The sequence below is a fragment of the Lacrimispora sphenoides JCM 1415 genome (assembly GCF_900105615.1).
In the GTDB taxonomy this organism is placed as follows: Bacteria; Bacillota; Clostridia; order Lachnospirales; family Lachnospiraceae; genus Lacrimispora; species Lacrimispora sphenoides.
In genome coordinates, this window is sequence record NZ_LT630003.1 from 329,629 (window position 1) to 348,890 (window position 19,262).

General features: G+C 45.1%; 13 protein-coding genes. 7 read left to right on the forward strand and 6 right to left on the reverse strand.

The features are described from left to right. The first annotated feature begins 39 nt into the window (after window positions 1-39). A complete protein-coding gene (locus BMX69_RS24015; protein ID WP_157724378.1) occupies window positions 40-204 on the forward strand; it encodes a hypothetical protein in 165 nt (54 codons plus the stop codon). 450 nt (window positions 205-654) lie between these two features. Then, complete coding sequence (locus BMX69_RS01410; RefSeq protein WP_100041343.1) at window positions 655-2,049, forward strand: L-cystine transporter; 1,395 nt, start codon at window positions 655-657, stop codon at window positions 2,047-2,049. A 188-nt stretch (window positions 2,050-2,237) separates the two neighbouring features. On the opposite strand, the gene pdxR is transcribed toward BMX69_RS01410, so the two are convergent. After that, window positions 2,238-3,644: a MocR-like pyridoxine biosynthesis transcription factor PdxR gene (gene pdxR, locus BMX69_RS01415; protein WP_242941416.1), complete on the reverse strand. Its 1,407-nt coding sequence runs from the start codon at window positions 3,642-3,644 to the stop codon at window positions 2,238-2,240. A gap of 167 nt (window positions 3,645-3,811) precedes the next feature. On the opposite strand from pdxR, the gene BMX69_RS01420 reads away from it, so the two are divergent. Then, window positions 3,812-4,426 (forward strand): hypothetical protein, encoded by a 615-nt coding sequence (locus BMX69_RS01420; protein WP_166433159.1) that lies wholly within the window; start codon window positions 3,812-3,814, stop codon window positions 4,424-4,426. Next, window positions 4,416-5,327 carry a DMT family transporter gene (locus BMX69_RS01425; RefSeq protein ID WP_054791436.1) on the forward strand — a complete coding sequence of 304 codons (912 nt, stop codon included), beginning with the start codon at window positions 4,416-4,418 and terminating at the stop codon, window positions 5,325-5,327. The genes BMX69_RS01420 and BMX69_RS01425 overlap by 11 nt, the downstream gene beginning before the upstream one ends. Before the next feature lie 221 nt (window positions 5,328-5,548). Here BMX69_RS01425 and BMX69_RS01430 read toward each other — a convergent pair whose 3' ends face one another. The 4 genes from BMX69_RS01430 to BMX69_RS01445 all read right to left on the reverse strand — a co-directional run bounded on the left by BMX69_RS01430 (window position 5,549) and on the right by BMX69_RS01445 (window position 10,191). Beyond that, the gene (locus BMX69_RS01430) at window positions 5,549-6,640 is read right to left on the reverse strand and encodes a rhamnose ABC transporter substrate-binding protein (protein ID WP_100041345.1); all 1,092 of its coding nucleotides are present in this window, start codon (window positions 6,638-6,640) and stop codon (window positions 5,549-5,551) included. A gap of 63 nt (window positions 6,641-6,703) precedes the next feature. Further along, on the reverse strand, window positions 6,704-7,699 hold the full coding sequence (locus BMX69_RS01435) for an ABC transporter permease (protein ID WP_100041346.1): 996 nt from the start codon (window positions 7,697-7,699) through the stop codon (window positions 6,704-6,706). A gap of 3 nt (window positions 7,700-7,702) precedes the next feature. Continuing rightward, window positions 7,703-8,698, reverse strand: a complete 996-nt coding sequence (locus tag BMX69_RS01440; protein WP_100041347.1) for an ABC transporter permease — start codon at window positions 8,696-8,698, stop codon at window positions 7,703-7,705. Then, window positions 8,698-10,191, reverse strand: coding sequence for a sugar ABC transporter ATP-binding protein (locus BMX69_RS01445; RefSeq protein ID WP_100041348.1), 1,494 nt, complete (start codon window positions 10,189-10,191; stop codon window positions 8,698-8,700). The genes BMX69_RS01440 and BMX69_RS01445 overlap by 1 nt, the downstream gene beginning before the upstream one ends. Before the next feature lie 193 nt (window positions 10,192-10,384). Between BMX69_RS01445 and BMX69_RS01450 the strand changes: the two genes are divergently transcribed. From BMX69_RS01450 to BMX69_RS01460, 3 genes are all read left to right on the forward strand, one after another. Next, window positions 10,385-11,947, forward strand: a complete 1,563-nt coding sequence (locus tag BMX69_RS01450; protein ID WP_100041349.1) for a response regulator transcription factor — start codon at window positions 10,385-10,387, stop codon at window positions 11,945-11,947. Further along, on the forward strand, window positions 11,944-13,788 hold the full coding sequence (locus BMX69_RS01455) for a sensor histidine kinase (RefSeq protein ID WP_100041350.1): 1,845 nt from the start codon (window positions 11,944-11,946) through the stop codon (window positions 13,786-13,788). The genes BMX69_RS01450 and BMX69_RS01455 overlap by 4 nt, the downstream gene beginning before the upstream one ends. A 176-nt stretch (window positions 13,789-13,964) precedes the next feature. Then, on the forward strand, window positions 13,965-16,097 hold the full coding sequence (locus tag BMX69_RS01460) for an EAL domain-containing protein (RefSeq protein ID WP_054791443.1): 2,133 nt from the start codon (window positions 13,965-13,967) through the stop codon (window positions 16,095-16,097). Window positions 16,098-16,224: 127 nt separating this feature from the next. Here BMX69_RS01460 and mgtA read toward each other — a convergent pair whose 3' ends face one another. Beyond that, window positions 16,225-18,942 carry a magnesium-translocating P-type ATPase gene (gene mgtA, locus BMX69_RS01465; protein WP_100041352.1) on the reverse strand — a complete coding sequence of 906 codons (2,718 nt, stop codon included), beginning with the start codon at window positions 18,940-18,942 and terminating at the stop codon, window positions 16,225-16,227. Window positions 18,943-19,262 lie beyond the last annotated feature (320 nt).

Sequence of the window (19,262 nt, forward strand, 5' to 3'; positions counted from 1 at the left end):
GAAGAATGATAAGTCTCAACTTTTTAAAAAGGAGGAATAATGCGCATTTATAAAGGAATGGTTTACTTTTTATCAATTATTGGACTGATGGCCTTATTAACATACTTTATTTTCGCACTGGTGCTTTTTAAAGAGGAATTAGAAACCGGAAGAATCCTTCGGATCGGTCGCCGTGTATATGGAGTTGTTGCAAGAGAATTATGATGCAGAAGAGAAGCTTTGAAGGAACGGCGGGCAGTAGTCCGTCTTTTTTTAGTTTTTTAATTCCGGCAGAAGACCGGTATCTGACAGGAGAACGGAGTGCATATGCAAGATGCACTCCGTTTTTTGCACCTCCGCGATGGTTTAATCAAGCAAAAATAAATTGACAAATTTACCACATAATGTTAACATACTAAACATATATGTTATATAGGGTAAGATCGGTTGAAATCATTAATAAACTGTATCATTAAGGTTATTCCTTGTGAATATACTTTATCAATCCGGGGGCGTATGGGTAAAGGAATATCTGATGCCGTAACAGTTCCAAAGCCGCCGTAGAATCATCGTACCATGAAAGATTTCAGTAGTTTCACAATCTCCCCGTCACTATGCAAACAAATTTCTGATACTGCAGTGTTCAATATGTGTGATTTTTAAGGAGGAAAATGTATGGATTTGTTATGGACTTTGGTTATAATCGCTATGATCCTTGTGCTTGTCGGAATTCTCTACTATATGCAGAAGAAGCATATATCGTTTGCTAAGAGAGTATTTTCTGCTCTGCTTATGGGAATTGTTATAGGCAGTATCATGCAGCTTGCTTTTGCACCTGACAGCCCAGTACTAAAAACTTCGTTGGATTGGATATCCATTATCGGTACTGGTTATGTGAATCTTCTGAAAATGATTGTTATTCCACTAATTATGGTCTCCATTATATCGGCCATCGTTAATCTGAAGTCCCATACAAGCTTGGGGAAAATCAGTACATATGTGCTGGCAACATTACTGCTGACTGTGTTCATTTCCGCTTTGGTGGGCATAGCAACTGCAAATACCTTTCATCTGACAGCAGAAGAAATAACCGTTGGCCAGGCGGAGTCAGACCGGGCCGAGTATCTTGAAGGAAAAGTTTCAACCGTCCAGGATCAGACGATACCGCAGCAGATTTTGAGTTTTATCCCCCAAAATCCCTTCCAGGATATGACAGGTGACAGGGCTACCTCTACCATAGCAGTAGTTATTTTTTCCGCATTTCTTGGCATATCCGCATTGGGAATACAAAAGAAAAAACCGGAAGAAGCTGAAACTTTCCAGAAAATCATTAATTCCCTTTATGCTGTAGTGATGCGGATGGTAACTTTTATACTAAGATTAACGCCTTATGGTATTCTGGGACTTATGACAAAGACAATTGCGACAACGAACATAGCAGGCATTATTGCCCTGTCTAAGTTTGTCATTGCAAACTATGTCGCATTGATTGTTATGTTTGCCATACACTTTTTAATCATCCTGTTGATGAAATTGAATCCCGCAATATACATCAAGAAGGCCTTCCCAACGCTTACCATTGCGTTTACATCAAGATCCAGTGCGGGTACGCTGCCCTTAACGATTGAAACACAAACTAAGAAGCTTGGTATTCCTGAAAGTATTGCCAACTTTGCCGCATCTTTCGGAACAACGATTGGCCAGAATGGCTGCGCAGGTGTTTATCCCGCTATGCTTGCTGTCATGATCGCCCCTGCGGTTGGTATTAACCCTATGAGTATTGGTTTCATTGCAAAACTGTCTATTATCGTTGCAATCAGCTCCTTTGGTATTGCCGGGGTTGGCGGCGGTGCGACATTTGCCGCGTTGATGGTTTTATCCGCCATGAATCTGCCTGTTGGCCTGGCCGGATTGTTAATATCAGTGGAACCTTTAATTGACATGGGACGGACCGCTTTGAATGTGAATGATGCTATGCTGGCCGGCCTCGTAACAGCAAGGCTGACATCAGAGCTTGACGTGGATTTGTATAATACACCAGTGGATGAGTATTCGGCAATGTCATTATAATATGGTTTATCTGAATCTGAAATCAAAGTGAAGATAAAAGGGCAGCTTTTTAGCCCGTCCTGCCGAGTATCGGAAGGGGTTTTGAAAAATCGAGAGGGTATCCCAAGTCGTGAAATGACTGAGGGGTGCCCTCTCTTGTCCTATTCATTTAAAGTTTTAAAGTTTCCGGTAACCCATATCTCTGCCGTCTATAAAATAATGTCACTGATAATTTTAACCCCCTCTGCGATCTCTTCAGAGGACAAATGGGAATATCCCAATATGATTTCATTATTGCGCTCCTGATTTTCTTTCAGATAAAAGCTCCCTGCTCGATAGATACTTACGCCACTATCGGCTATTGCATGAACCATTTTATCAGTAATCATTTTGTTGTGGAATTGTACAACAAGGTGTAAGCCCGTAGCGTGTCCTAAGACATCATACTGGCCGGGAAAATGTTTTGATAGTTCAGAAAGGAGTAAACTGCGGTTTCTGCCATAATGCTTTTTCATTTTCCATATGTGCTTTTCAAACCCACCGTTTTGTATGAACTTTGCCAATGTGTATTGGCCCAATGCATCCGTATGGACATCGGAATACATTTTAAGCTTTTTACACGAAGAGACCAGCTCTTTAGGCAAAATCATAAATCCTAACCGGAATGCGGGGGCCAGTATCTTACTAAACGAGCCGAGATAAATCACACGTTCCGGATTTAATTCGTAAAGAGAGCTTACAGGCTGTCCTTCGTATCGAAATTCGCTGTCGTAATCGTCTTCTACAATATAGCAGTTATTTTGTTCGGCATACCGGACTAAGTCCAACCGCCTTTGAATGGGCAGAATACTTCCCATGGGATACTGGTGTGATGGTGTGGTATAAATAAATGAGACTTCTCTTGGGATATCCAGCAATTCTGTGCGCAAACCTTTATCATCTACGGAAATGCCTTCGATCAAGCATCCCGCCGTTGTAATTACCCTCCGCAGTCCTGCATGGGAAGGATCTTCCATTAAGACCACCTTTTGCTTGTCCTGTAGTACATGGGAAATCAACGATAAGCCCTGCGTGGAACCGGAGGTAATTATGACTTGGGCAGGGTTGCATGACAGGCCCCTTGTCCGATATAAGTATTGGGCGATTGCCACCCTTAACTCCCATACTCCAGATGTACTGCAATAGCCGAAAGCGCAGGCAGGGATTTGGCTGCATATTTCCCGATAGAGATTGCCCCATTCCTTGCGGGGGAAATATTCGAGCGCCGGTATTCCTGTTCGGAAGTCAATCATTTTCTTTGGCAGCGGTATTTTATCCTTTTCTGGAATTGTATTTTGATTGAAAGATATTCCAATATCGAAAGCGTTTAATCCTTCTGCAACAACGGTACCTGAACCTTTATAGGTATTTAAGTACCCTTCTGCAATTAGCTGGCTATATGCTTCAATTACAGTATTTCTTGAGACAGATAAATCAGAAGATAATTTTCTTGTAGAGGGAAGCCGGTGCCCGGATTCCAGTGTGCCGCTTAATATCATTTGACAGATTTGTTTATAAATTTGGCGGGCAAGTGTTAGCTGGCTTTGGCGGTCAATCGTAATCCACATTCCGATCATTCCTTTCAAAAGTGGTTCTATAAAATTAGAGGAAAAGTGGAACTTTTAAGACCACTTTCCGGATGATAGAATTATAACACATACCATTGCTAAAAGGAAAGGACGGAAAGAACATGATAAAAATATCACCCTCTGTGAAAAGCACTTTTCCAGAAACGAAATTCGGCATGATGATTGTTAATGGGCTTTGTTCACCGATTGAACGTGCTGTTATGGATAACATAATAGCAACAGAAATAGAGCAGATGAAGTTAAATAACTCCGGTTACGAGCGCAAATCCTTCTTGACAAAAGAACCACTTAGTCATTACGCGGCCTACTACAAGCGGTATAATAAAACCTATCATGTATTGGGGCAGTTAGAGTCGGTTTTGCTAAAGGGTAAAAGTATCCCACCTGTTGGCATACCCGTAGAAGCCATGTTTTTAGCCGAGGTGAAGAATTTACTGCTTACTGCCGGACACGATTTAGAAATGATTGAAGGTGATCTGACAGTTAATATCGCTACAGAACCATTGAATTATAAAGGCATATCCGGGAAAGAACAGCAGCTTATAAAAAACGATCTGTACTTATCTGATGAAAGAGGGATACTTTCAAGCATAATGACCGGACCTGATTACAGGACAAGAATTACAGAATCCACTCAAAATGCTCTCTATTTTGTATACGGAGTTGAAGGCGTGACCGGACCGCTGATCCATGCGCACTTAAAAACCATATCTTCCTATCTGTCGCAAGCGATTCCAGGTGTGGAAATACAATCCATAAATGTCTATTGAGGCCGTCATGGGGAGACTATATTTAACGGTAGCATTTATTTTGGCTGGTTCTTCGGTGATTGCCGCAAGTTTTATATCCGCATATCTTCCGACTTTTACCACCACGTTTTTAAGCCTGGTATTCGCATCCTTAACTGCGGTACTGTTTTGCGGTAAGAACATGTATGATACAGCAAAGTGTCTGTCAAGAAAAACCTGGACGGTCATTCTGTTGCAGGCTATATTTGGCAGTTTTCTTTTTCGGGTGTTTTTAACAACAGGATTGCAATATATTGGAGCTGCAGAAGCAGGGATTATTACAGGGGCCACGCCGGCAATCACTGCATTGCTCACCTGGATAATGCTGCACGAATATTTAAGCTTACACACGGTGATAGGTATTCTTATAACATTTGCCGGAGTACTGTTGGTACAAGGCTTTTCATTTGAGACAACGCTTGAAAATTTTCAGCCAATCGGAGCAATCTATGTTTTATGCGCGGCAGCTTGTGAATCGCTTTTTACAACGTTTTCACGGAAAATCCATATGGGTATAAATGATGAAACACTGCCCCCATTGGTCCACGCTGGATTTGTAAGTATTTGCGCTATGGTACTATGCCTTATTCCTGCCTTATTGGAACATCCCTGGGCAGCAATCGCAGCGCTGCCGATCAGCGGCTGGATTGCCTTCGTATGGTATGGCAGTATTGTTACAATCGTTGCTTTTGCGTTTATGTTCGCAGGGGCAAAAAGGTGTAGCGGTTATACCATTGCGGCCTTTTCAGGTATTATTCCAATTAGTTCAACATTGTTTTCTGTCACCATATTAAAAGAATCAATCAGCATGTATCAAGATGCAGGTTGCGTACTTGTAGTTTTTGCAACGCTTATAATAAGTTATCAAAAGAAAGCAGCTTAAAAACTTGAAGATCATTAATGAGGGGAAGTGTCCATCAGCAAAGAAAAGCCGCAGTTTTAAACTGCGGCCTTTTCCGTACCTATAGATGTTATCTCATTAATTTCTTTCTGTAAATGCTATCCGCTATCTTGAGGAAATATAGTAGAGTTTTATCCTTATAACTTAGGTTTAGGCAGGAGAGTACCAGAGTGGTACGGCAGCCATTTCTTTCCCCTATTTTATTAATAAACAGATTTCCACTCGTCAATATTGGAACTGTCAAATTTAAATGGAGGCCCAAGAATAATCTCCGTTCCGCCATCCGATGCCCCGATCACTTCGTAATCGCCCATTTCCCCGGCAGCGAACTTGTCACCGGCTTTCCCTGTGATAGACCCGTCTACCAGGGCGATGGAAGTATAAGCCCCTAAGGAACCTACGTCAATAGGATTCCATAAGTACATATAAGGACAGGAGTGAGCGTCATCATTGCCGATGTATTCCGCCATTTCAGAGGGAAGTCCAAGGCCAGTCAGCTTGACTTTGGATTTTTCATCCTGAAGAACCTTTGCGGCTGCATTGATCCCAACGGTGGTTGGCGCGCAGATAACCTTTAAATCAGGGTATTTGGATAAAAGCGCCTGAGTCTGGTCCGTGGATTTCTGGGGTTCGTCATCTCCATAGACAACTTCTACCAGATTGAGCTTTGAATACTTACCTTCCTTCATGACCTCTTTCATGGCTTCGATCCAGGCATTCTGGTTGGTAGCCTGGGAGGTGGCAGAAAGAATGGCCCAGTCTCCCTCACCGCCTGAAATATCATAGACGGCATCCATTAAGGCCTGGCCTATTTCCGTGGTTCCGGCCTGGTTGACAAAGGTCTGGCGGCTGTCTTTATTCACCTTGGAATCCAGACAGGAAACCTTGATCCCGGCTGTCATGGCCTCCTCCAAAGCTGCCTGAAGGGCGTTTTCATCATTTCCCGCGATGCAGAGAGCATCCACGCCCTGGGAGATCAGGGACTGGATAACGGAAACCTGGGCGTCTGCCGTAGCGGACTCCGGATGCTTGATAATGCAGGTACCTCCCTCCGCTTCAATGACCTTCTGAAAACCTTGTGCCATTTTTTCATTATACGGATTGCCTGCCGCCTTTGTAACGATGGCAAAGGTCTTTCCGTCGGCTCCCCCGGTTCCCGTCCGGTCTTTGGACGCAGCCTCGGTTTTCTGTGGGGACGCCGTACTTTCCGTCGTACTGCTTTTACTGCTGCAGCCTGCAAGGATTCCTGAAATCGCAGCGGTACACAGGATTGCATAAACCAATTGTTTTCTCATGTTACAATAACCTCCCTTTCCATTTCTTAGTTTTTTATACTGAACACCTTCTGGTGTTACGTATCACACATGCTTCCGTTTTCCGTTTTTTAAAAGTTCCGGTATCATAACTGCCAGAATTAACAGGGTACCAAGAATCACCAGAATGACCTGGGGATTCATGTTTATCTGGCCTAAGCCGATACGGAGACAGATAATGATAAATGCTGATATCATGGCTCCGGTTAATTTACCCTTACCGCCTGCCGTGGAAATCCCGCCGAACACAGCCATGGCAATGGCATCCAGTTCAAAGCCTGTTCCAGTAGTGGTATTTGCACCGTAAAGGACCGAAACCAGAAACATGGCACTGATGCCCGCCATCATGCCGGTAACAGAATAAACTGCCAGACGCATTTTCTGCACATGGATGCCGGAATAGAAAGATGTGGTCCGGTTGCTTCCAATGGCATAGAGCCTTCGCCCAAAGGAGGTCCTGTTTAAAATAAAAATGAAAATAACTGCCGCAAACAGGACTGCAAAAAAGATATAAGGTATAGGTCCGATTTTCCCTGCCAGTGCCCGAAAGCCTTCATTATGCTTTAAGGACACAGACCCTCCGCTTCCCAGTGCAATTTCTGCAATTCCCCGGAATATGATCATCGTAGCCAGTGTGACGATCATGGATGGCAGCTCTGTAAACAGGGTGACTGCAATCCCGTTAAAAAGCCCGCAGGCTGTTCCGACAAGAATGCCGGTTAAAATGACAACCGGAAATGGAATGCCTGCATTTCCCGCCAGGCAGGCGGTGGTTGCCGATAAGCAGACTGTAGCGCCCACTGATAGATCGATCTCCCCTAAAATAAGGACATAAGCCATGGGAAGCAGAAGAAACACCTCAGTTAAATATTTTGGCATTTCCCGCAGCACATTGGTAAGCTTATAGCTTGGAGATATGATCATGCATAACAGGTTTACAGCAAAAAACAGAAATACCAGCATCCCTTCCCAGCTGAGAAGGCTTTTTCTCCAGCTTTGCTCTGCCTGCGCAGATATTGTTCTTCCCGATTTTCCCGCCATGAATTACATCTCCCTTCCTTTTAAGTTTTCCTTTTGCATCATGCGCTGCGTCACTACGTTGAAAATGATGACAGCCAGAATAATACAGCCTTTAACCGTATTTTGTACGATGGAATCGATCCCGACGAGAGGAAGAGCCTTGGCAATGACAGCCAGGATCAGGGAGCCTAACAAAGCGCCTGCCACCGTTCCCCGGCCTCCCGACATGCTCACCCCCCCGATGACACAGGCCGCGATCACATCCATTTCCTTTCCGTAAAGCATGTTAGGCTGGGCGGAGGAATAGACAGCAACTGCAAGGGCGCCGCACAAACCTGCCAGCATTCCCATAAGGGTATAGACTAACAGCTTGATCCTTCTGGTATTGATGCCGGATACGGCAGCTGCTTCCGGGTTGCTGCCTACCGCATATATCTTTCTCCCTGTTCTGGTCCATTTCATGACTGCAAAAAAGATGATATAGCACACCAGGACAATGACAATCACATTATTTAATATACCAAGCCCCAGTTCCTTTTCCAACGCGAAATTCTTAAAGCCTCCCAGATTTTCCGCGCTGGCCCACTGGCTTTTAGCAATCAAATAGGCAAGTCCTCTGTATATGTACATGAATCCCATGGTTGCGATAATCGGAAGCACCTTTCCTCTTGCTACCACAAAACCAATGATTGCCCCGCATAAAGCGCCTACTATAATGGCGATGAGAAACAGCAGGAGCGTATTATGAATGATGTTATATTTAAGAAGCATTCCTACGGTCATTCCGGAAAGAGCCAGGGTGGAGGTAATGGAGATGTCGATCCCTCCCACCAGCAGGACGCAAAGCATTCCCAGGGCCATAATCATGATGACCGCATTGTTTTTCAGCATATCCAGAATGGATTTTGCTGTCAGAAATGATGGGCTGAATATCTGGATCACCATGCAGAGGATCACCAGAACAAGGAACAGGCTGGCTTCTCTGGAGCCTGTGATTTTCTTAAGCAATTTTTTCTCCATTATTGGGAACTCCTTTCCATGGCATGCTGGAGAATGGCTTCCTGAGTCGCCTCCCCGCGGTTTAACTCACCGGACAGCCTGCCATTGCACATGACCAGGATGCGGTCGCTCATGCCCAAAATCTCCGGCATCTCCGAGGATATGAGAAGAATACCGTATCCTTTTTTCGCTAAATCCCCCATGATCTGATAGATCTCGGCCTTTGCTCCTACATCCACGCCCTTGGTGGGCTCATCCATAATGACGACTTTCATATCCTGGCTTAAAGCCTTAGCCACCACCACTTTCTGCTGGTTTCCGCCCGATAAGGAGCTGGCAGGATCAAAGATGGAAACTGCCTTTGTATCCACTTCTTCCAAAAGCTGTTTTGCGGTCTCACATTCCATTGTTTCATTTGTGATGCCGCATTTCGCATATTTTCCCATGATGGGCAGGGTCACATTGCGTCCAAGGCCCCAGGTGAGGATAAGACCTGCTCTCTGGCGGTCCTCCGGAAGAAGGACAAGCCCTTCTCTCATGGCATCAGCCGGGTGTTTTATGGAGACGTGCCTTCCCTCAATATAAACATTTCCGGTATCAGGCCTTGTGATGCCGCAGATACTTTCCGCAACCTCTGTTCTCCCTGCCCCTACAAGTCCCGTAAGTCCCAGAATCTCCCCCTGATGCAGAGTAAAGTTTATGTCTTTAAAATATCCGGTCCTTGACATGTTTTCCACCTTAAGGACCTCCGGGCCGGTCTTTACCTCCGGCTTTGGGTAAAGGTCCTTGATCTCACGGCCTACCATGGCCTTAATAAGCTCCCCATGGGTGATTCCCCCCGATTCATAAGTTCCGATGTATCGGGAATCCCGGAAAACGGTTACCCGGTCCGCAAGCCGGTACATATCCTCAAACCGGTGGGAAATAAAGATAATTGAAACACCGGCGGCCTTTAACTGATCCACGATCCGGTACAAGTCTTCGGATTCATTTTTTGTCAGAGCTGCTGTGGGTTCATCAAGAATGATGATTCTGGCCCGGGTGGATAGTGCCTTTGCAATTTCCACCATCTGCTGCTGGGCCACACTCAGCGTTCCCATTTCATCAGCGGCCGTAAAATCTGCATTCAGCTCCATTAAAAGCTTATCCGCCTCCTGATTCATCCGCTTCCACTGGATCATGCCGTTTTTCACGATCTCATGGCCCATAAATATATTCTCCGTCACCGTAAGGTCCGGGTAGGAGGTGGGATGCTGGTAAACAGCAGCTATTCCTGCTGTCTGGGCATCCTTTGGCCCTTTAAATTCTGTCTTACTCCCGTCCAGAAAGATTTCTCCTTCGTCGGCCCTGTGAACTCCTGTTATCACTTTGATAAATGTGGATTTTCCCGCACCGTTTTCCCCCATCAGTGCATGAACCTCGCCCTTTTTCAGACTGAAATGAACCTGGTCTAAGGCTTTCACGCCGGGAAATATTCTTGTAACGCCCTTTAATTCCAGAACATATTCGGACACGGCTGCTTCCTCCCTTCTTAAGCTGGGATCATTTTACCATCGGTGGGATATGGAAGAAACAGTATAATCTTTTGATAACGGGTAATATATTTTTGAGTTTTTCGTTCATAACGGCGATAATAAGGCTTTTATATTGTATTTTTTGGTTATTTTGCTAGAATAATAATGGATTAAAAGCAGGAAGGAGACCGTTATGAAATTGCTGATCGTTGATGATGAAGAGCTCACACGTACCGGGCTGATTGATTCCATTGACTGGGAGTCTCTGGGCGTCTTTCAGCTGTTCCAGGCTGAGGACGGCATAAGCGGGCTTCGCATTGCAAAGGATGTGAAGCCTGAAATCGTTTTATGCGATGTAAGGATGCCAAGAATGGATGGAATTGAGATGGTGGAACGGCTGGAAAAGCTGCTTCCTCATTCGGCCTTTATCTTTATGAGCGGTTATTCGGATAAAGAATATTTAAAAGCGGCCATTCGCTTAAAGGCCATCAACTATGTGGAAAAGCCTCTGGACCCCGCAGAGGTGAAAAACTCGATCAAGGAAGCCTACAACTGCGTTTGTCAGAATATGAGGACTGTAAAAAATGAGCTGTTTTATTCCAGGGGAACCGCCTCTTCCTTTGCAGCATCCCTTACCCAACCTTACAGGGACAATAAGGAAACCGTCGCAGCCCTTGCAAAAGAGCTGGGCCTTAAGCTCACCTCCTATGCAGGCTTCACCTCTTTTGTTGTCAAGCTGGAACAGAGCCAGACAGACCAGAACCTTATGGATCAGGTACTTACAGATCTGGAGGTATTTCTTTCCCATTCCCATATGCAGGTTTACTATGTATCAAAATATATCCAGTACCATGTGTTCCATATCCTATCCCCTGTGTTGCCTTCCTATGGAGCTTTAAACCGGATCGGTGTTTTCTTAAAGAATTGCTTTGATCCGGCCTGTACCTTCTATATCAGCAGAGGAGAAACTTCTACAGGCATTGCAAGGGCCTATGATTCCTATGCATCTGCGGTTACTCTCATGCAGAGCAGCTTTTTCTTTGATCCGGGAACATTATTTACTCCTGAAGAGAATCAGACGGTACATACGGATAAACAGGGCAGGAATAAGTCCGCCGAGGCTGCTTATATCACCCTTTTATCGGAGGCAGTTTTAAATAAGGATCAGAAAAAAGGAAAGGAACTGCTTTTGCACCTTTATGAAGATTTTTACCAGAGGAGTGAGGTCTCTCCCCATGAGGCAAAGGATCTTTATTATAAGCTTTTTATGGTTTTGGAGGACTGCCGCCAGACTCTTAGGCTGGCACCTGTTATGGAGCCGGAAAATGCCATGAAGCTTCTTGAAAGCTGCTTTAGCTTTCGGGAGCTGCACCAAAAGCTGACGCAAAAAACCGAATTGCTTTTTGAAGCAGCCCGGTCCCATATGTCGGAAGATACCACTATTTTCCTAATTAAAGAGTACATCCACAATCATTATCACGACGAAGCCCTTTCGGTACGGGATATTGGCGGCCAGGTTTACTTATCCGCTTCTTATGTGTGCACGTATTTTAAAAATGAAACAGGACAAACCATTAACCAATACCTTACGGATTACCGGATGAAAAAAGCCAAAGAGCTTCTGGCTGATTCCCGTTATCAGATTACCGATATTTCAAACAAGGTAGGATACAGCAACGGAAATTATTTCAGCAAGAGTTTTAAAAAAATGACTGGCTTGTCGCCGTCTGATTACCGGGAGAAAATGTTGAAATGAAAAATATGATACAAAGAGGAAAGTTCTTCTACAACAACATGATGCTACAGACAAAGTTTACCATCACCCATTTGGTCATCACCACCATACCCATGCTGGTCTTGTTCTTCTTTTTCCATGGAAAGCTTTATGACATGGTTTTGGCGGATACCATCCGGACGGAACAAACCGCCTCTGCCATGACCATGCCGCAGATTGATCAGCTGATCGAAACATGTCTGGAGACGCAGAAAAGCCTGGAAGCCCATCCATACTATAAAAAGCTGTTCCGTATGATCGGATATCAGCCTTCCAACTGGATTGATGATTCTTCAGAGGCAGCAGATTTTTACGGGGCAGCAGAAGCCATCATTGACGGTGAATACATAACGAATATTCTTATTTATCTGGATATTCCCGAATTTCAGGAAATCTTTCACAATGAAACTTCCAGCCGGATCTTCCGCCCAATGAGAGAGGCCAGAGGGTCTTACTGGCACGGAATTTTCCAGGGGGACCGGTCTATAAATTCTCTCTTTTGTCCGGAATTCTATTTAAGTCCTATAGAGGTAAGGGAATCAGGAGACATGGCCTATATTACCAAAACCACCATTTTATATAACAGTGAGTATCGCACCTGCTATACGGCTATCTATTACTCCAAAGCACCGTTTACAAGACTTTTAAAGAACAATTTAACAGAGGATACCAGCGTGGCCTATATCATCAATGACCGGGACAGCACCGTTGCCACCTCTGATGGCGGACTGGCGGGAATCTACCATTTCAGCTATGACAAGGTCCGGGATTTCTTTATGTCGTCCAATAATTTTGTCCTCAAGAATATTCTGGATCATGATGTTTATGCTGGTTTTTATTATATCAGGAAAGCGGACTGGTTTATGGTGGCTGTCATTCCGACCAGAGCCATCATTCAAAAAAGCTTCCTCCTTATGATCGGTTTTTTCTTCATATATTTACTTTGCATATTGATTTCATTTTTAATTGCAAACCGGCTGTCCCATTCCATTACCAACCGGATTTCCTCTGTCATCGGGCAAATGGCAAAGGTGCGCACAGAGCCGCCCACCCCTCTGCCCGCATCTCTTTACCATGATGAGATCGGAGGCCTGATCGACACTTACAATTATATGACCAGGATGATGAACCGGCTCATCGGGGAGCAGGCAAAAGCGGCAGAGGACTTACGAGCCGCTGAATTTAATTCTCTTCAAGCCCAGATCAATCCCCATTTTCTATACAACACCATGGACATGATCAACTGGCTGGCGCAGCAGGGCCGGACGGAAGAGGTTTCTGAGGCAGTCGTGGACCTTTCCCGTTTTTACAAGCTGACTTTAAGCCATAAGGGAATCTTAAGCAACATTGCCGATGAGCTGGAACATGTGAAAACCTATGTACGGCTTCAAAATATGCGTTACCATCAGATCATTGACTTTGTGGATGATATACCGGATCATATGATGGACTTGCCAATACCAAAACTGACCTTTCAGCCAGTGGTGGAAAATTCTATCCTCCATGGGCTTTTGGAAAAGGTGCCAAAGGGAGGTACCATTGTCATTACCGGCTGGCTGGAGGACAATACAGCCGTCATACTGATTTCCGATGATGGGGTGGGAATGGACACCGGAAAGCTTTCCGGCATTCTCTCCGGAAACGGGTCCAGTAAAAATGGGACAAACATTGCCGTATTCAATACCCACCGACGTCTGGAGATCCTTTATGGTCCAGGATATGGCCTGACCTATAACAGCCTGCAGGGAAAGGGGACAGAGGTGGAGATCAGGATTTTTACAAAACAGGAATCTGGTTTTACATTCGACACATTCGACCGTTAGTTGGTACAAAATGAAATTGAGAACAAAATTATATAGATTGATTACACTTAGCAACAAGAAACTGATTAAAAATTTTATAATAAAGTGTAAGATTTTGTCATAAGGTGTGGGAAACTATAGTTAAGATGTCGCAGCCGTTAGTTCCCGTATAACGAATGGAGGTATTCATAAAAGTAATGCAAGAATTTGATATATTTATATCTAAGCTGGCAAATCAGCAGATGGTCCGCGTACTCCGCAGAGGATTACTATACTTAATGCCGTTTGTTTTAATCGGTTCCATTGTGCTTGCGCTGCTAAATTTGCCCATACCGGCATACCAGTCATTTATGTCTTATATTTTTGGAGAAGGCTGGCGGGAAATTGGTTTGCTCATATATGAAGGTACACTCCAAATTATGGCGATTATTACGTTGATTACCGTAAGCCATGCGGTTGCGAGCGAAAAAGAGCTCATTAAGTCCGGGGAGGTCAGTACAACTGTCTTACAGGCAGTAGCACTGATCGTTTTCATTATATGGATGAAGACTTCAGATGGTATTGTTATAAGTACAGCAAATGCCGGTTCCTCAGGGATGTTCGGAGCCATTATCATATCATTTCTTGCATGTGGTTTATATTGCTTCTTCCATAAAATACAGGATTGCATCCGGCCTAAAAATCTTATCAGTTATCATGGCAGTCCCCTGACCCGGGAAGCCTTTCGGACGGTATTGCCTGCTTTGCTCACTGTATTCACCTTCAGTATGGGAAAAGTGATGCTTGATTTAATAGGATTTGGCAATTACCAGTTTTTACATAAGATCCATGACATGTGGTTATCGGGACAAAATTTCTATTCAGCAGTAATTATTATTCTCATCACTCACATCTTATGGTTTTTCGGTATCCATGGAGGAAATGTCATTATGGATGCCATGCCTGTTGCTGCTTCGCCAGTATCGTCAGCAATGGATGCGGTTATTTTTAACAAAGAATTTTTTGACACCTATGTTTATTTAGGAGGTGCAGGAGCAACCTTTGGACTGCTGATTGCCTTGCTCCTGGTTGGAAAAAACAGCAGCGAAACCCGGTTGGCAAAGATTTCGGTACTGCCCGGTATATTTAATATCAATGAAGTCATGATATTTGGTTTGCCCATAATATTCAATCCGTATTTTTTTGCTCCATTTGTGTTAGCACCTGTTTTTTTATGCCTTAACGCCTGGATATACGTGAGCGTGGGCTGGGTTCCTCCGGTTACTCAGGCGGTAAAATGGACTACTCCCATTTTCTTATCCGGTTATCTCAGTACGGGATCCGTTGTCGGAGCCGTGATGCAAGCTGTTAATCTGGTGCTGGCTGTGCTGATTTATATTCCCTTCATCAGGCTGCAGGAAAAGCACCAGCAGTGCGCACGCATTGAAGTGTTTAAAGGACTGGCTGACGAAATTCAATATATTCAGGAACGGCAGACTAAAACTATCCTCAACCGTCACGATGAAACAGGCTCTCTTGCCCGTGCTTTGGCGGAAGAGATCAGGGAAGGCTTTAAGAGCCAGGCACAAACCCTTCATATGGAATATCAGCCGAAAGTAAACTATAAAGGCCAGGTCGTGGGAGCAGAAGCTCTTCTGCGATGGAATCATCCCGTATTTGGTTATGTATCCCCTATTGTTATATTAAATATATGTGATGAGGCCAATTTGACGAATGAGCTGGGGCAATGGATTATGAACCGGTCATTCAGCGATATGAAATGCTGGCATGAACAGGGGTTTAAGGTACCCCTTTCCGTAAATCTTAGTCCGCGGCAGCTGAAAGAGGATGGATCCTTGGTTCGATCTGTGCAGGATTGCATCAATCAGTTGGGCATCGAGCCTCAGTATATGGAGCTGGAGCTTACAGAAAACGCTACTATTGATGCGACTGACGCGATATGCAATAAATTAGGGGAGATTACGGCCATGGGACTTAATCTTTCTATTGACGATTTTGGCATGGGTCACAGTTCGCTTCTCTATATATGTGATTTTTACGCGAATGTCATAAAATTAGATGCATCCCTGGTAGGATTGGTAACCAGCGACGAACAGCGCCGGCAGATTATAAAATCAATTCTTACTCTTTGCGAACAGCTGCATGTCAAGGCTGTGGCGGAAGGTGTGGAAACCAGGGAACAGGTCGAAATGCTTCATGAACTTGGATGTGAGTGTTATCAGGGTTTTTATTACAGCAGGTCCTTGAACTATCATAGTTTTCTGGAATATATAAGCCGGCATGGTACGGCGGAGGAGGAGAAACAAAAGGTTAAGGCCGTGGAGTGTTAGGAAGGTGAACCTCTGGGAACGGAAGTCCTGATCACATTACTGGAAATCAATTATAAAAGCCTGCAGGTATTATCTCACAATTGTGATAATACCTGCAGGCTTTTGCATGGATCATGGTAAATAGTTCTTATAATAACTCACCATACCTTCTGATAAAAATCTTCTTGAATACCGTAGCGAGCACCATATACAGGAAAATGGTCAGCGCCAGCCATGCGAAATATACAGGCGGCAGGGCGGCCAGGCCGATGGATGCTCCAAGTTTGGTAAATGGAATGATGGTCAGGGCTGCAATGCCTGTAAAGGTGAGCAGTGTCACCGACAGGGAAGCATGGCTCTGGATAAAAGGAATCTTAGGCGTTCTAATCATATGAATGACAAGCGTCTGGCTCCACATGGATTCCACAAACCAGCCGGCCTGGAACAGTGCGATAAAGTATGCCTGCATAGCCGGGTCAGTAAGCTGATGGAACATAAGTCCGCCGGTCATGGCCGGGCAGATGATGAAATACATCAGCAGGTAGGTGGTGATGTCAAACACCGAGCTGGTAGGTCCGATCCATATCATGAATTTTCCGATGGAGGAAGCGTCCCATTTCCTCGGTACAGCAAGGTACTCTTTATCTACATTATCCCACGGAATTGCTGTACAGCTTAAATCGTAAATCAGATTCAACAGAATCAGATGGATGGGCAGCATGGGAATGAAGGGCAGGAAAGCACTGGCTGCAAGTACTGAGAACATATTGCCGAAGTTGGAGCTTGCTGTCATCTTGATATATTTGATCATGTTGGCGTAAGTTTTGCGGCCCTCGATAATGCCTTTTTCTAATACCATTAAGTCTTTTTCCAGAAGAATGACATCAGCAGACTCTTTGGCAATGTCAACCGCTGTGTCAACGGAAATGCCCACGTCGGAAGCCTTCATAGCTGCCGCGTCGTTGATGCCGTCGCCCATATAGCCAACGCTGTGTCCGTTATTCCGTAAGATTGTAATAACACGGGCTTTCTGCTGCGGAGACAGCTTGGCAAAAACGCTGACTCTTTCGGCGGCGCTGCCAAGTTCTTCATTGGACATGTTGTCAAGATCAGAGCCCAATAAGATGCGGTCCACGGAGAGGCCTACCTGCCGGCAAACGCAGCGGGTCACCTTATCGTTATCGCCGGTCAGAATTTTCACGTCTACGCCATGCTCTTTTAAGGCGGCGAGTGCTTCCGCCGTGGATTCCTTTGGAGGGTCAAGGAAAGCAAGATATCCCATCAGCACCATATCCGATTCGTCGGCCACGGAAAACGTGCCTACGGGAGAGGGATTGGTCTTTTGCGCAACGGCGATAACCCGCATTCCATCCTCGTTTAAATCATTTACCTTTTTAAGGATATATGCCTTGATGTCGTCGGTCAGCGGCATCACCTTTCCCTCATACTCGGCATAACTGCAAACCGACAGCATTTCCTCCACCGCGCCCTTGGTGATCATCTGTGTCTTGCCGTTTTTCACCACTACGCTCATGCGACGGCGCTCAAAGTCGAAGGGGATTTCATCAACCTTGGTAAACTGATCGGTAAGGCCGCGAAGTTCCGCTACCGTTTTCTGTTCTTCCAGGGTGCGCTCAATGACGGCGACATCCATGAGATTTTTCAGTCCTGTCTGGTAGTAGCTGTTTAAAAAGGCATGGCGCAATACGCGGGTATCTTCCTCCCCGTGGATATTCAAGTGGTATTGCAGCGCCACTTTATCCTGGGTCAGGGTTCCGGTCTTGTCAGTACAAAGAATGTCGATGGAACCAAGATTCTGGATCGAATTTAAGTTCTTGATGATTGTCTTTTCCTTAGACATAGCCACTGCGCCTTTGGCAAGGCAGGTGGTAACAATCATCGGCAGCATCTCCGGTGTCAGGCCTACCGCTATTGACAGGGCAAACAGGGTTGCCTGCATCCAGTCACCTTTGGTGAAACCGTTGATGAACAACACGATGGGTACCATGACCAGCATGAAGCGGATGAGCAGCCATGATACAGAGTTAACGCCTTTTTCAAAGTTGGTCTGAACAGGCTTATCACTGACATTCTTTGCCATATCTCCGAATATCGTGTCATCACCCGTTGCAACAACCACTCCTGCCGCGCTGCCGCTGATGACGTTTGATCCCATAAAGGCCAGGTTCGGATACTCTGCCAATGTATCGTGTTCCACACTTACGGCCCCTGGAATTTTCTCTACTGCCACACTTTCGCCAGTCAGTGCCGACTGGCTGACAAACAAATCTTTGGCCTGGATAATCCGCATGTCGGCGGGAATCATGTCTCCTGCAGCCAGGTGGACAATATCGCCCACAACGACTTCTTCCAGCGGTATTTCCGCGTTGCCAGTCTCCATCCGCCGGACGTTTGTGGTCGTCTTGATCATTTTTAAAAGCTTATCAGCGGCGTTGCCGCTTCTTGTTTCCTGCACGAAGCGCAGAATTCCGGAAATCAGCACCATTGTCATGATAATCACAACAGTCAGCGGATCTGCTTCTCCCGGATCTGCGAGAATGATGTCGGTAAATGCTGACACCGCCGTCAGCCCGATGAGGATGGCGGTAAAAGGATTGATGAACGCCTCGGCGATGCGTTTGGGCAGGGATACTTTTTTTCCGTGGGTAACTTTATTGTCGCCGTACTGTTCACGGGAAGCATCCACAAGATCCTCACTGAGTCCTTCCGTCGTCGTGTTCAGATTGTGAAACAGTACATCCGCTTTAGCAGCGGCGGCAGATTTTAACCTGGTTGCGATCTCGTCACGGCGTACCATGTCCTGGGTTACTTTTAACGTTTCTAAATTGTTTTTTACTTTTTGCATTGGTCTGCACCTCCATTTTAGTTTTTGTAAGATGTGAGGAAGCACAGCCCATACACTGATGAGCCTCGTCTATATTCAGGCCGCCGAAATGGAAAAAGGGTTCCATTCCGGCTCAGGCCTTCGGTTTCGCCCGTCAGGATCAGGGCCGCATTTACTTCCGGTTTCCATTTCGTTCACCTCGCTTGTTTTAGTAGTATTTATATAAACCCCAATGGGGAGAGTTTTTTTGTTAAAAAAGGGCATAAAAAAACCATCGTCAGTTTTTTCAAACCAAACGATGGACAACACGCAAAGCAGCAATAGGAGTTATGGCCTATAAA